Genomic DNA, 14,402 nt, shown 5'->3' on the forward strand with positions numbered 1-14,402 from the left:
GAACCCATTGTTCATGGGTTCTCTGTGATAAGGATGCGGCGTCGAGAAACGAGCCTAACGGTACCGCAGCGTGAATTGTCGATTGTCTTGCCTTTTTGCGCTCTCGTTTCTGGTTGCGGGCTGCGACACTCTACCGGGTGCCGGCCCGCTCCGCTCGGAGATCAACGAGCAATCCCAACAGCCCGAGAACGGACAGTTCGTCCTTGCGGACATCAACGACGCGGTGCTGGCTTCCCTCTCCAAGCGCCGCGAGCCGACCTTCGGCGGCCGGTTTGGAGATTATCGTCCGGCCAGCCGTTACACGATTGGTGTCGGTGACGCGATCGTGGTCACGATATGGGAAGCGGGTTCGGGTGGTTTGTTTTCCGCACCGATGCTTAACGGCGTCAATGTGGGATCGCGTTCGACCGTGGTCCCCGAGCAACAAGTTGGACAAGACGGTTCGATCACTATTCCCTATGCGGGACGAGTTTCGGTCCGCGGCCTCACCACCGATCAGGTCGAGAAGCTCATCGTCGAGAAGCTCACCGGTAGCGCGATCCAGCCTCAGGCGCTCGTCAGCATTTCGCGCTCGCTCAGCAACGCGGCAACCGTGCTCGGCGAAGTGACGAGGGGGGCGCGTATGCCCCTGTCGCCGCGTGGCGACAGGGTGCTTGACGTGATTGCGGCTGCCGGGGGAGCCAGTTCGCCAGTCCATGAAACCTTTATCGGGCTGAGCCGGGGCAATCACACAGTGGTCATGCCAATGCAGACCCTGCTCGCCCGGCCAGAGGAAAACGTCTATGTCCGCGCGCAGGACACGGTCACCGTCATCCGGCGTCCGCAGACTTTCACAGCATTCGGCGCGACAGGCCGCAACAGTATCGTTCCGTTCGAGGCGGTGGGCATCACACTCGAGGAAGCCGTCGCCAAGGCAGGCGGACTTCAGGATCAAAGGGCCGACCCTAAGGGCGTGTACTTGCTCCGGTTTGAGGACGCCCCTCTGGCCCGCGAGATTGCTCCCGCTGGGTCGGTCATTCCGTTGGGAAACCGAGTGCCCGTCATTTACCGCCTCGACATGCGTCAAGCCTCGTCAATCTTCGTGGCGCGTCAATTCCAGATCCGCGACAAGGACGCACTCTACGTTGCGAATGCTCCGGCCGCCGACCTCCTAAAGCTGTTCCAGCTGGTCGGCACCCTGACCGCGCCGGTCATTCAAGGTGTAGGCGTAGCCGCAGTCGTCAAGTAGCCTCGGAGAGGGTTGGCCTTTAGGTGGTTGTTCCGCGCGCGCGACGCGCGAAAGATATGGCGCAGATCAAAGACAAGATTCGAAAATTCGCGTCGCTGGACCGCATCAATACCCCGGTCTCTGGGGCATTGGCGCGGATCGGCAACGTGCTGCCAGGTGCAGCGAGACGCACATCGCTAACTGCCCGCGCCGATCTGCACGCCCTCGCTGAGCCCACACCGAACGAGATTACATCACCTGCCGCCCTTATGGCGGTGCGCTCGCAGCCTCCGTGGGGACCGATCAGCTTCCTTGCTGCCGTAGTCATTCCCGCGATCGCCTGCTTTCTCTATCTCGCGCTCATCGCCGCACCGCAATATGTGTCGGAATCTCGTTTCGTCGTGCGCGGGAGCCTGGAGAAGCTCAGCATCGAATCCGTCGGGCAGGCGAGCGTTCTCTCCGCCCTAAACAATTCGCAGGAGGCGCATGTCGTTGCAGACTACATTCGCAGTCCACGGATCGTCATGGATCTGGCTGCATCCTATGATTTGGCGACCCTGTTTTCCCGCCCTCGCCTCGACCTAATCTGGCGCCTGGGCCAAGACGCTACGAGCGATCAGATAGCGCAGTATTGGCAGCGCATKGCGCAGGCCGAGGTGGATTCGACAACCGGGATCGTGACGGTGCGGATCCATGCCTTTACGCCGCAAGACGCGCTCGGTCTCAATCAGGCAGTGCTCAGGTTCAGCGAAGCACTGGTTTCAAGCTTCACGAGCAAGGTGCGCGCTGAGCAGCTCAAACAGGCGCAAGTCGATTCCGAAGCGGCGCACGCTGAGCTAAATGCTCTCTTGGCCACACTCGAGTTGGCGCGGGGCCGGGAAGCGACCCTGGACCCACTTAAGACCGCCACCGACCATGCCGATCTCGTTGGGAAAATGCGAGACGCCCGAGCCACTTTGATCGCAGCTCGCGCCACCGCTGCTGCGCGGCTGAAGACGGATTCGCCGACATTGATCCTCGCGGATGAGAACATCCGTTCCCTGGATGCCCAGATTGAGCTCCTACTTAAGGCGACGACGGAGCAGAAGCCAAACGCGGCCAGCGATGGTGATTTGCTGGCGGCTGCGTCCGTCTTCGACACGCTCCAAGCGCGCAGGGAGTTGGTAACCCGTCGTGTCTCGCGCGCCGAGACCGCGCTCACCCAGGCGCGGCTGAGCGCAGCCCGCCAGCAGGTTTACCTGGAGGTGTTCATGGCGCCCACCCTTGGCCAGAAGGAAGTCCATCCCAGGACCTTCCTGATGACGCTGCTCGTGACGCTGGCACTTGCCGCGATCTGGGGCATTGCCGCCCTCTATTTCGAGACGGTCCGCGAACGCACGCGCTGAGAATCATGAACGCGAGGCCGGCTCGGCCTTGGCCACCACCCAAGCCTCCCGCGCAACCGCATAGACTTCAAGATCGGTTGCCAGCATCTGCCTAGCGATATCGAGCTTCCCGAGTTGCACTGCGAGTTCGACGACGCGCTCTGCCGGCTCTGGAAGTGTCCATCGTGGCAACTGCGAATCCAGGGCCCCTTCCAGATGCAACGAGAAGCTCTMCATATCGGTACGAAAGCCGACCGCCGCAAACTCCGCCAACGTATCGAGCGCATCCGCCGCCGCCTGCGGGGCGGCACGGTCGTCGGGCGACAGGCAGGTCAGCAGCCGCGTCAGTGGATCGGTCAAGGGATGCCGCGCGCGCGTCGACAGGCGCATCAACCAACTTTCCAGCTGCCCGACCTCGGTCGACATATCCGGATCGATAGTCTCGACCAGGCCGAGCAAGCTCTCTTGAAGAACGCCTCTTAGAGCCTGCTTTGGCCGTGTTCCTGCCCATTTCAGGAGTAGGAGCTGCTCGGCGAGCTCTTCTAGCGGATCCCTCAGGACCATACAGGGCTTGAAGCCACGGTCCCGTAAGAGCGCATCGAAAACGCGAAAATGCACCCGCCCGGTTACATAGTTCGAAGCAGTGAATGGTAGCCCAAGGATCGACTTCGAAGTTTCCTCAGGCAGCGCTTCCAACTTGGTAAAGGCCATATGGAATAGTGGTTCCAAGGCCTCATTGAATACGGCATTGCGCAGCACCTGCGTTTCGAGCCTAAACAACTTGGCTTCGATTCCGGCGGTCGGCGGCCGACGGCGGTAGATTCGAACATTGGTGTCGGAGTCGTAGATTTCGATATCGTCAGCGACTTCCAACCCAGTGATATTGCGGCCGTCTAGGACGAACCCGCAGACGCCCGTCTCATGCAGCCCCTGCTCGCGCAGCAGGGGCCGAAGGATTTGCGCCTTGACGGTTGCGACTGTCTCGCCGTCAACCACAACCAGTACGGTCGGAGTCACCGACGGATTGTCGGGCATGATCCAGCCCTCGATGCGCGAACCTTGGTCGCTGTCGATGTTGAAGAGCATGAAGCGTCAATCGAGTTGGTCGAGCGCGATGGCTGTCGCCGTCATGGCGAAGAGCCAGACGATCGACGCCAGGGCGGCAACGAAGGCAATGGAGATCAGGACACGCGGCTCACGTGCCTCGCTCGGCAGGGTCGGTTCGAGATAGACCAGAATAAATGAGGCGCGGTGCTCGGCCTCGCGCCGCGCCCGATCGAAGACGCTGGTCGCAAGGTTCAGCATGACCTGGGCGAAGCGCCGCTCAAGCTCCACTTCCTCCAACGCCGCCACGGCGGCGAGGATTGTACTATCATGGGCATTACCCGTGAGGCGCTTGTTGGCCGCATCGATCTGCGGATCGAGGCCCCCAATCGTTGCCTCCAGCTCCGCGATACCCGGGGCTCTTTCGCCCGCCAAGCGCTTGAGCGTCTCGAGTTCAGTCTTGGTCTTGATGCGTTCGCGCAACAACCGCAGCAAGCTGGTCCCAGCCGCCTCCGCCTCTCGCGCCGGGTCGACGATCCTGGAACCTCGTCGCAGTTGCCTTAGCTGCAGGCCTGCCGCCTCATAGCGCGCCTCGGCCGCGGCAAGCTCGGTGCGCGCCAAGGCGAGCGTATCCTCGCGCTGGCGCATAGTCAGATCCGCAATCATCTCCTCACTGATCGCGAGCGCCCTACTGGCGATTGCCTGCGCATCCTCGGCCGAATAGGCGCGCACACGGAGCTGGATCACGTTCGACCGCCGATCGACTGCGGCTGAGACGAGCCGGCGCCAGTGGGCGAAAAGCTCCTCAGAGGATGCGTCTTCCGCGAGCCGCGAGAGTGGATCGATGCCCCGGCGCGAGAGCCGCTCGCGCAGCCAACCGTCCTTGTCGAGGCGCTGCGTCATCTCCGGACTCATTAGATAGCTGGCGACCACAAACGGGTCCTGCAGGTTGCTTGATCCCGCGCCAATGACGCCGCCGGCCAGTCCTCCGAGGCCACCCAGTCCTCCAGTCCCGCCTACTCCGCCAAGACCTGGGATGTTCGCCGAGACGCCGCCCGTCCCGGATTCGGAGCCCGTCAGGCCGATGTCGAGGTCCAGCGTTGGAGCCTCGACTGGGGTTCGCACAGCGAAGCGGCTTTCAGAAATGAAACGCGGCGACGCAGATGCGATGTAGTAGATGCACGCGAGAATGACGGGCAGCGCCACGACAGCGACTCCGAGCATCAGCGCGATGCGACCCAGGCTGAGTCGTCCAGAAGCACGCCGCAGGCAGCGGAAGTGTAGCGGCGCCTCCTGTGCATCGCGCACCGGGTAATACGGAATCCGGGCCCCCAAAGCGGCGTCGCTCATGATACCCTCACGCGGACCCCGTATTGGCCGAACATGGTGAGCAGATCATCGACCATGTCGCCGGGGGTTCTCTCGTATTGGGTATTAAGACTCATCCGATGCGCCAGCTCCGGTGCCTCGGCGAAGCGCCGCAATATCGTCGCCAAGGATGAGCGATCTCCTCGGCGAAAGGCAAATCCGTTCTCGCCCTCGCTGATGAATTCCGTCAGGCCAGCAACATCGGAGACCACGACGGGCGTATGCGTGGCCAGTGCCTGCAGCAGGATGAGCGGGCTGTTTTCATACCAGGTCGAGGGGATGACTACGACATCCAGCCCGGCCAGGACATGGGCGAGCTTCTCAACCGCAAAGGTTCCTTCGAAGCTCACGGGTAGTCCTTGAGCCCGCTGCCTGAGGTCTGCAGAATAGTTCGGATCCTGCTGTTCCGAACCATAAATCGAGAGGGTGAGATCCGATCCGCCTATCTCGCGCAGGGCATCAATCAGCAGATGTACGCCTTTATGCGCGCCCAGCTGCCCGATATAGCCCAGCCGCACGGGGCTGTTTGGCCTGGTCGGCTTCGCTTTACGATCGATATCGATGCCGAAATGGCTGAGCACTAGGTTCTCGAAGCCGTTTGCGAGATAGGCCTGCTGGAGAAAGCGGCTCGGAGCAAGCGCAGCGCGAAAGGTCCGGTAAGCGGCGACGAGCCGGTCCGGGCGCTGCTGGAGGTCGCGGATATCGCCCGCATCCGGCCCGGCGAGGCTCGGCCGCGCCGCCAGCGCCCGTGAGACGAGCGGGCGCAGCAGCGGCCCCTGAAACCAGCGCCGCGCCGGGCTCGCCGGAGGCGAATCCTTCATCAAGCAGGCGATGCAATTCGACCGCGTCGGCGATGGGCCGTTGCAGAGGCCTCCGTCGGCCGCCTCAAGCTTGTTGTTGAAGCAGAAGCCGAAGAAATCCGTAAAGGTCGCGAACATCGGCATTGAAAGCCGCTCGCAGACGCCGATCAGCGACGCCGTGTGATTGATCAGATGCGTGACGTGGACGACGTCCGGCGCAATTTCGCGCAAGAGAGCGGTATGAACCTCGGCCATATTCGGCTGGAGATAAGTTTCTGCGAGATTGCTGTGCGGTAAGACGTTTTTGTCGATCCGATACACCGGGATGTCGTCGATCCGGTATCGCTCGATCAGACTCGCCTGTCGGGCTTCGCCTGCGAAGGTCGCCGTGACGATGTGAGGCTCGTGGCCGAGCGCCAGCAAATGCTTCGCGATCTGCCGCGTATAGGCTTCCGTACCGAAAAAGTGCTCCGGGTAATAGCAATGTACGAAGAGCGCGATGCGCATGGGTTCAGTCGTCCGACAGTTCGCGAAGGAGCCGCCTCAACCCGTTTTGGAAAGATAAGCGAGGCGCCCAGCCCAGCTGCTCTCGTGCCTTGCTGATATCCAGCACGCAGGCCGGCACGTCGAAGGGCCGGGCTGGTTGATGCTCAACTGGCAGCGCGCGGCCGACTTCGGCCTCCAGTGCCGCAATCACATCGAGAAGGCAGTGGCCCTGTCCCGCGCCGATATTGATCGGCCCGTGAACCTCCCGCCTGTCTCCTGCCGCCAGAAGCGCGTCAACCACATCGTCGATATACACGAAATCCCGCACGGTCAGACCGTCGCCGAACAGGGTCAGGGTGCCACCCGACAAGGCGGCCCGAGCAAAATGCGTCACAGCCCCGAGCCCCTTCGCCGGGTCCTGACTTGCGCCATAGGGATTGCCAATGCGCAGCGTGATCGAATCCACGCCATGCGCGTTGCGATAGAGATCAAGATAGGCCTCGGCCGTCTGCTTGGCGATGCCATAGGCACTGATCGGCCCCTTCGGATGGTCCTCCTTGATCGGGAGGAGATCGGTTCGGCCGTAGATCGTGCCGCCGCTCGACGGGAAAATGACGCGCACTCCGCCGCGCGCGCGCGCGGCCTCCAGGAGGCGGAGCAGATTTCCGACATTTTGCGCGAGATCGGCCGACGGATCCGCAGCCGCACTGGCCGGAATGCTTGACCAGGCCATGTGGTAGACCGTCGTTACGCCATCAAGCAGGCTCGCCCAATCCTGGTGGCCGAAGAGATCCAGAACCTGCCAATCGATGGGTAGTTCTGCCGCGCCCACAGGCAATCGACGCGTAATGGCCCGCACCACGTCGCCGCGGGCCACCAATGAGCGACAGATTGCTTGTCCAAGAAAGCCGGCCGCGCCGGTCACAAGAATGCTCATCCGGCAACCTGGGCGGAGACGGCGAGCACCTCCCCATAGAGCGCATCATAAGCGTCGGTCATGGCTTTGATGCTGAAGGCCTGAGCGCGCCGGCGATTGACCGCCCCCAAACGTCTAAGCTTCGCCTCGTCGTCCAGGACCCTGGCGAGCAAGGCGCCCGTCTCAGCTGGACTGTTGCCCAGCATCTCGCTTGATTCGAGGATCTCGGGCAGAGCGCCAACATGGTTGCCGACGATCGCAAGTCCCATTGCCATGGCGAAGGGCACGACCTGGCCGAAGCTCTCCCGCGCGACGGGTGCCAGGAAGGCGCTGGCAGCACCATAAAGCTGAGGTAGATCGCGATAGGGCACATAGCCACGGAAGTCGAAATTCGCCCGCACGCCCGCGGCCTCGACCCGGCGCAGGAATACCGGGAGCAAGGGCCCTTCCCCGACCACGACGATGCGAGTGCGGGGCCGCAGACGCACCGCTTCGATCGCTGGATCAATCGCATCCGGATCAAGCTTATCGCGATCCAGCCTGTAGACCATGATCGCCGTGTCGCGGGCGTCGCGATCGTAAGCTTCTTCCGGGCGGAAACGGTCAAGATCAATGCCCGGATAGATCACGACGCCGCCTGCAATATCCGGCCCGAACTCAGAGCGGACATAGTCGGACACGAACACCGTCCGGCGGATCCGCCCGTCGATGAAGGGGCGCACAGGTGTATTGACATTCTGGACAACCGGGATTCCGGCAGCCAGCGCCGCTTCGAAGGCAGGAGCATACCATGGCTCATCAGTCGAGCCCCAGTAATGCACATGCACAAGGTCCGGCCTGGCTGCGGCGATCGCCGGTGCAAACCGGTGCGTGGGCTCATCCAATCCGATCCGCTGAATGTACATGCCATCATGCACGCCCCCAGGTGGCAGAGCAGCCGTCAGCACCACCATGTCGTAACGATGCCCAAGATGCTCGTGCAGGTCGACAACGAGCTGCGTCGAGCCGCCGACAAAGACGTTGGGAATGACGTGGAGGATGCGCGGGCGGCGACCGGATAGCGGCGCATGCCGCAATTTTACGGCGTAGCGCGGCGAACGTTCCTCAAGCAATACTTCCTTCAAGCCGCGCACAAAGCGGGAGCGCTCGGCTGCACGATCGAGCCGCAGCCGCCAGGGCGCTTCGGCGCCAGAGCGCTCGCAACGGTTGGCCGTGGTGCGTGCCATCTGTTTGAGATTGCGCAGGAAACTCAGGCTCTGCCGCGCATCGACAATGGCGGAGCCAAATTTGCGGGCAGTTCTCGCCACGGCTGCAGCCGATTGTAGGAGGGCGCCTGTTCGCGTCAGCTGAGCGATGGAATTCGACGGCTGAACACCGCTGGTCTTCTCGACAGCCCCCTCCAACGCATGCGCTCCTTCTTGGCGAGAGGTGTTCTACTGGAATGATCTTGCTACTGACAAGCTGGACGCGAGTGGCCTTCCCCAAAGGTTTCTGCTAACGGCGTGATCAAGAGGATTTCGATGGGCGTCGTGGAACCAACGTCTCGCATCAACGAGCCGCCGGTCATGAAGACGACCGATCGGAACCGGGATGTTGCTAAAGCTCAAGCTGCCCGGTTTGCTGTGGAACTGCAGCGCCGCGCGCGGCATGCGCGCACGCGTCGGCGGGGGCCATTGCTCAAGGCGCCGAACATGCGCGCCTTGGTGCCGAGACTGTCACTGGCGAGCCTCGCACGGCCCCTACCACTGAGCTTCATCATCGCGGTCGTCGTTCCGAGCCTGCTTGCACTCCTATATTTCGGGGTGCTTTCTTCCAACGTCTACGAGGCCGAAGCCCGCTTTGCCGTCCGCACAGGCGCGATATCGGGCGTCGATGCACTGACCAGCTTGGCCGGCATACCGTCGATCAATCAGGTTCAGGATTCGCTGATCGTCGCCAATTTCGTCACGAGCCGCGCGGCGGTGGAAGCCCTGGAGAGCCGGGTTGAGCTGCGCGCGCGCTATACAAAGTCAACGATCGACTGGGTGTCGCGCCTCGCGAATGATGCCCCGATCGAGGATCTCGTGAAATTCTGGCAACGCCAAGTCTCCGCGGCGATCGAATCCCCCTCCGGCATCATCACCGTTCGCGTCCGGGCCTTCAGCCAGGACGATGCCCGCCTGATCGCAGAGGCACTCGTACGCGAGAGTGAAGCGCTGGTGAACAGGTTGGGCGCGCAGGCGCGAACCGACCTCGTCTCCAATAGCGAGCGAGAACTCCAGGATGTCGAGCAGCGCTTGCGTGCGGCCCGCGAACGACTGAACCAGCTGCGTGTCTCGGAAGGCATCATCGATCCGCAGCTGACGGCGCAGGGCATCAACCTGCTGATCGGCGAGCTGCGCGCTGAGGCGGTCAAGCTAGAGCAGGAGATCACCGTCGCGCAACGCACCATCGGCAGCAACGCCCCCCAGCTCGCGCTAATGCGCACCCGCCTTGGCGCGATCAAGGAGCAGACCGACACGCTGCAGGACGAACTGACGCACCGGCGGGCGAAAGGCAGGGAGGCCATTTCGGGCATCATGACCCGCTTCGACCAGCTGGCGCTGGAGCGCCAGCTCCTGGAGCGGCACTACGCCACGGCCGCAACCTCACTCGAACAAGCACGCGCTGCCGCGGCACGCCAGCAGATGTATCTGGCAACCTTCATGCACCCGGTTCAGCCAGAGGATCCCGCCGGGCCCTATCGTAAGCTCTATTCCACCCTGATCGCGCTCGGACTGCTCGTGCTCTGGGCGATGGCGGCCTCCGCCTATTCGCGCTGGCGCGCGCGGACGTCCTGAGCGGGGTGCAGGATGATCGTCGTCGATCGGGTCAGCAAATATTACCGGGCCAATTGGCAACGAAAGGTCGTGCTCGACAAGGTCTCGATCTCCTTCGACACCAAGCGCAGCTACGGGCTTCTCGGCAAGAACGGAGCGGGCAAATCGACCTTCCTGCGCCTGATCGCCGGGACGGAGGCGCCGAATAGCGGCCGGATCCACCGCTATGTGCAGACTTCATGGCCGCTCGGTTTCGCCGGCGGTTTTCACCCGCTGATGACGGGGCGCGAAAACATCCGCTTCCTGGCCAGGGCCTATGGCGCGGATGTTCGTAGCGTCGTCGAGTTTGTCGATGACTTTTCCGAGCTCGGACGCGATCTCGACGTCTCCGTGAAAAACTATTCCTCCGGCATGATGTCCCGCCTCGCCTTCGCCGCCTCGATGGCAATCGAGTTCGACTTCTACCTCGTCGACGAGATCACCGCCGTCGGCGACAGCCGCTTCCAACTGCGCTGCCGTGAAGCTTTCGCGAAGCGCCGCGAGACATCCGGTATGATCATGGTCTCCCACTCGGTCGGCACGATCCGGGACTACTGCGACACCGGGATGCTACTGATGAAAGGCAAGCTACATATCTATGATGATCTCAACGAAGCGATTGAGGTTTATAAGAGAACACTGGAGTAGAGGCATCATTTGGCAGACAGGACCGGGCGCAAGAAGCGTTCGAGCGCCAAACCTATCAGCACATTTCCAATGATAACAGCATGTACATATACTAGGTTAGAGTAGTTGCTGAGGTAACTCGGATAGAACGCCACGCGTCCGAAATCAACAACGTGTGACAGCGGAAATATGACAAGAATTGCTTTCACCTGCTCAGGTAGAGCGTCGGGTATAAAAAAGACGCCTGATGTAACCCAATAAAGCGGAATAATGACAAACCCGATAATCAATACCGTCGGATTCAAAATTGAAAATAACCCAAATAGAAATCCAGTGCTGACTCCCAATGCATAAGACAAGAATAGAGCGTAAGTAACAAATGCATAATTCGACATAAAAAAATCTGGAACGGTCATGTATAATACAACATATACAATAAACACAATTAATACACCATTCAATAACTCTACAAAAGAACGAGCAATTAGAATATCATTCAATTTAACCACAGGGAACGCAGTCAAAGCGCGATTTTGTTCAAACGATTGCATTATCTTCTGATGCGTGTACGACCAGACAACAAACGGTACGATTGCGGTGGAGAGATAAAGGGTTACGTCAGTGCCGATTGGCGCACGCCGACCAAGAAATATATAGACAATAAGCACCAGACCAATATGAGCCAGCGGAATGAACATACCAACCAGGAAGCCAAAGTAGCTTGCCCCGGCGCGTGTCTTGATATCGCGCAGCATCAAAGCAGAAACCACACGCGCATGCTCAAGGACGGCCTCACGCCACCGGCGCTCGGAAACAGCGTTCAGATCAGCCATTCTTTGTCCATTTCTTCCACGCGCGGCTAACCACCTATGCTCAAACGAAAAGTAGATCTACCCCGCCCCTGCAAACTACGAAACGACTTCGATCCTCGGAAACCGATCTAATGAAGCGCGTGGCTGCTAACCTTGCGACACGAGTTGCGCGTATGATGGCAGCGATACGCTGTGCCCGGGTGGTACGCCTGATCAAGCGCAGTGGTGCCTTCGACGCCCCCTGGTATCAGGCAAACTATCCCGACTCTAGGGGTTGGGACCCGGTCAAGCACTACGTCGCCCACGGCGCCCAAAAAGGTTATCTGCCACATGCCTTGTTCGATCCGGATTGGTGGCGTGAGCACCGCGGTCGCAAACGCCATAAAAATATTCTCGTCGACTATCTGACGGCCCCTGAACGATGGGCGCTATCACCTTCCCCGTATCTCGTGGTGCGTCAATATTCTAACCCGGGAAAGTTGCCACGCTCAACGTCGCCACTCGGGTTCTATCGCATCAGTTCGGGCCAAGAAGGTCTCCATCTCTCACCGCTATTCGATGTAGAGTACTATCGGCGCAACAACCCGGATGTCGTCAGAGCCGGCTTCGATCCGCTGCTGCACTACGTAAGTAACGGTGGGCAAGAAGGGCGCTCCCCCTGTGTGAGCTTCGACACCTTCTGGTACCTTACCGTCAACCCAGACGTTCGAGCGCGAGGCGAGGAACCTCTTCGCCATTTTCTGATGCGCGGGTCGCGTCAAGGGAGAGCACCGCACCGCGCGATCGATTTCTTAACCCTCCGCACGAGTTTTGCGAGAGCCGATGCAGCGCGCGCACTGGAGTATTATCAAACCGAGGGGCGACGCTCCCTTGCAGCACGCTCTCACCCGCGGCTGCCTCCGCCAGGCGCCGTGGCTCCCCTCTTCGATGATTGGCCCTGGCGAAACGGTACGGCCGCTACCGCGAGCAAGCGGCTTCTGGTGTTGGTGGCTGGCCACGGCGATCCTCGATGTCATGAGAAACTGAAACAGGTTGTTGCATTCTCATGCGATCGCGAACCGTGGCTGGTTGCATTGGACGCTGCGGCGGCCGAGGCCCTGCAGGCCACCAAAGAACCTTGGCTCGATCTCAGCCATACCTCTTCGGAGACGCTTACTGCATTGCTCCGGGCCGCGGGCAGCGCGGGGCCCCACCTGGCGGTAACAACTGTCGCGCCGCCGGACCATGATGCCCACGCGAAGGTTGCCGAAGCAGGATTTCCGGCGTCTGGCCAAGCCCATCGTCGTCCACCGATCGCGAGTGGCGCTCCCGCGTTACCACGCGTATCGGCAGATATCAGCGTTGTCGTACCGTCCTATAATCACGCCGAATATCTTGACGCGCGCCTCGCCTCAATCCTCGCTCAGCGGCGCCCTCCCTGCGAGATTATCATCATTGACGATGCCTCGCAGGATGAAAGCCTCGCAATCGCCAGAGCCTTCGCCGAAAGTGCACCCCTGCCCATACGTGTGATCGCCCGTGACCGGAACAGCGGCAGCCCCTTCCGCGCCTGGGCTGAGGGTGCGCAGCTGGCCCGAGGCGAACTGCTGTGGATTGCCGAGAGCGACGACATCGCCCATCCGCGCCTGCTGGAGCGCCTGGCCCCCTTCCTGGAATGCGATTCACACACGGTGCTGGCCTATTGCCAAAGCGCAGTGATCGGCGCGCAGGGGGAGCGGCTAGCCGACGACCATCTATTCTATACCGACGAGATCGACCCTCGTCGCTGGGAAACACCCTATCATGTGCCTGGCGAGACGGAGATCGGGCAGGCGCTCGCGATCAAGAACACGATTCCCAACGTATCGGCCGTGCTGTTCCGCCGCCAAACGCTGGCCGAAATCGCCTCACGCATCCTCTCGGATCGATATTGCGGCGATTGGCGGGCCTATGCGCTGCTCGCCGAACGTGGCCATATCGGCTATAGTCCCGAGTCACTGAACCTGACCCGCCGGCACGGACGAAACGCGACGCTGGAGGGCGAACGCGGCCTTCGCGCGATTCGCGAGGCAGAGGAAATCCGCCTCGCTCTCTGGCAGCGCCCGAATACGCCGGCGGCGACGATCCGGGCGGGCTACGCCCAGCATCTCCGTGAAATTAAGGCGCGCAGTGCGCGCCTTGGGCGATCAACAACCGAAAGCGAAGCGTCGGAGTTCTTCACGGCTGCGGAGAGATTGCTTAAGGAGCGCGGGTGCGACTTACACTGATCTACGAATTGCTCAACTCCGAAAAGCAAATTATCTAGTCGCCCGTGAAGAACGGTGATCAGGTGCGCTGACGCGGCATGGCTGGAGAGTTTGTGCCGGCGAGCCTGGTCAGGCTGAGGGCGCAAAGAAGCCAGAGCCATTTGAGCAGGAGCCGGAAGTTGTAGCCGACGGCGGCGAGGACGGCGTTGGCGGCGTCGCCGTGGGAGCCGGCCAGGCGGTTGCGGGTCATGCGGTGCTCGATCTTGAGGTGGCCGATGACCGGCTCGACGGCGGACCGGCGCCGGAGCTGGCGTTTGATGGCCGCGGTGACGCGCCGCTTCTGGCCCTGGATGAAGACCTTGAAGCGGTAGGGTTCGGGCGCGTTGTGGCCCTTGTAGCCGCGGTCGACGAGAAGGCGCTGAAGCGGAGCGCCGGTGCTTGCCTCGATCGCGGGGATGACGGTGGCGAGCGTGTGGCCGTCGTAAGGGGCTCCCGGCATCGCCTTCACATGGGCGACGAACTGGCCGCCCTTGCAGCGCTCGAGCGGGGTGGCGACGGATACCTTCACTGCCGATTCCGACGAAGTCGCCCCTCGTTTCCGAGATGATGGCGCACCCTGATTCCGAGATGATGTCGCCCCCGGAAGCGGGCCGTGCTGGACGTTGATTGTTGTTGTGTCGTTTCGGCCTGCGGTCAAGCCTGAGGTTGGGTTTTGG

General features: G+C 61.4%; 11 protein-coding genes and 1 pseudogene. 5 read left to right on the forward strand and 7 right to left on the reverse strand.

What is annotated here, in order from left to right:
- Positions 1–82 precede the first annotated feature (82 nt).
- Both AC1DIO_RS26190 and AC1DIO_RS26195 read left to right on the forward strand, forming a co-directional pair.
- Positions 83–1,228: a polysaccharide biosynthesis/export family protein gene (locus tag AC1DIO_RS26190; RefSeq protein WP_476854323.1), complete on the forward strand. Its 1,146-nt coding sequence runs from the start codon at positions 83–85 to the stop codon at positions 1,226–1,228.
- Positions 1,229–1,284: 56 nt separating this feature from the next.
- Positions 1,285–2,592, forward strand: a complete 1,308-nt coding sequence (locus AC1DIO_RS26195; protein WP_476854324.1) for a KpsE/RkpR family capsule polysaccharide export protein — start codon at positions 1,285–1,287, stop codon at positions 2,590–2,592.
- A gap of 3 nt (positions 2,593–2,595) precedes the next feature.
- Here the strand turns inward: AC1DIO_RS26195 and AC1DIO_RS26200 are convergent, their stop codons facing one another.
- The 5 genes from AC1DIO_RS26200 to AC1DIO_RS26220 are packed head-to-tail and all read right to left on the reverse strand — an operon-like array spanning position 2,596 to position 8,492.
- The gene (locus AC1DIO_RS26200; protein ID WP_476854325.1) at positions 2,596–3,657 is read right to left on the reverse strand and encodes a hypothetical protein; all 1,062 of its coding nucleotides are present in this window, start codon (positions 3,655–3,657) and stop codon (positions 2,596–2,598) included.
- Positions 3,658–3,663: 6 nt separating this feature from the next.
- The gene (locus AC1DIO_RS26205; protein ID WP_476854326.1) at positions 3,664–4,965 is read right to left on the reverse strand and encodes a KpsE/RkpR family capsule polysaccharide export protein; all 1,302 of its coding nucleotides are present in this window, start codon (positions 4,963–4,965) and stop codon (positions 3,664–3,666) included.
- Positions 4,962–6,290 (reverse strand): glycosyltransferase family 4 protein, encoded by a 1,329-nt coding sequence (locus AC1DIO_RS26210; RefSeq protein ID WP_476854327.1) that lies wholly within the window; start codon positions 6,288–6,290, stop codon positions 4,962–4,964. The genes AC1DIO_RS26205 and AC1DIO_RS26210 overlap by 4 nt, the downstream gene beginning before the upstream one ends.
- Positions 6,291–6,294: 4 nt before the next feature.
- Positions 6,295–7,194: an NAD-dependent epimerase/dehydratase family protein gene (locus tag AC1DIO_RS26215; protein WP_476854328.1), complete on the reverse strand. Its 900-nt coding sequence runs from the start codon at positions 7,192–7,194 to the stop codon at positions 6,295–6,297.
- 8 nt (positions 7,195–7,202) lie between these two features.
- Entirely contained in the window at positions 7,203–8,492 is a 1,290-nt protein-coding gene (locus tag AC1DIO_RS26220) for a glycosyltransferase family 4 protein (protein ID WP_476854329.1), read from the reverse strand.
- A 384-nt stretch (positions 8,493–8,876) separates the two neighbouring features.
- Here AC1DIO_RS26220 and AC1DIO_RS26225 point away from each other — a divergent pair, with 384 nt between their 5' ends.
- Complete coding sequence (locus tag AC1DIO_RS26225; RefSeq protein ID WP_476854330.1) at positions 8,877–10,004, forward strand: KpsE/RkpR family capsule polysaccharide export protein; 1,128 nt, start codon at positions 8,877–8,879, stop codon at positions 10,002–10,004.
- A gap of 12 nt (positions 10,005–10,016) precedes the next feature.
- Positions 10,017–10,670 (forward strand): ABC transporter ATP-binding protein, encoded by a 654-nt coding sequence (locus tag AC1DIO_RS26230; protein ID WP_476854331.1) that lies wholly within the window; start codon positions 10,017–10,019, stop codon positions 10,668–10,670.
- 5 nt (positions 10,671–10,675) lie between these two features.
- On the opposite strand, the gene AC1DIO_RS26235 is transcribed toward AC1DIO_RS26230, so the two are convergent.
- A complete protein-coding gene (locus AC1DIO_RS26235; RefSeq protein ID WP_476854332.1) occupies positions 10,676–11,482 on the reverse strand; it encodes an ABC transporter permease in 807 nt (268 codons plus the stop codon).
- Positions 11,483–11,592: 110 nt separating this feature from the next.
- Between AC1DIO_RS26235 and AC1DIO_RS26240 the strand changes: the two genes are divergently transcribed.
- The gene (locus tag AC1DIO_RS26240) at positions 11,593–13,707 is read left to right on the forward strand and encodes a glycosyltransferase family 2 protein (protein WP_476854333.1); all 2,115 of its coding nucleotides are present in this window, start codon (positions 11,593–11,595) and stop codon (positions 13,705–13,707) included.
- Positions 13,708–13,765: 58 nt separating this feature from the next.
- Here AC1DIO_RS26240 and AC1DIO_RS26245 read toward each other — a convergent pair.
- Positions 13,766–14,263: pseudogene (locus tag AC1DIO_RS26245) on the reverse strand (transposase); the annotation flags it as partial.
- Positions 14,264–14,402 lie beyond the last annotated feature (139 nt).

The organism is Allobosea sp. 05T439 (assembly GCF_056396005.1).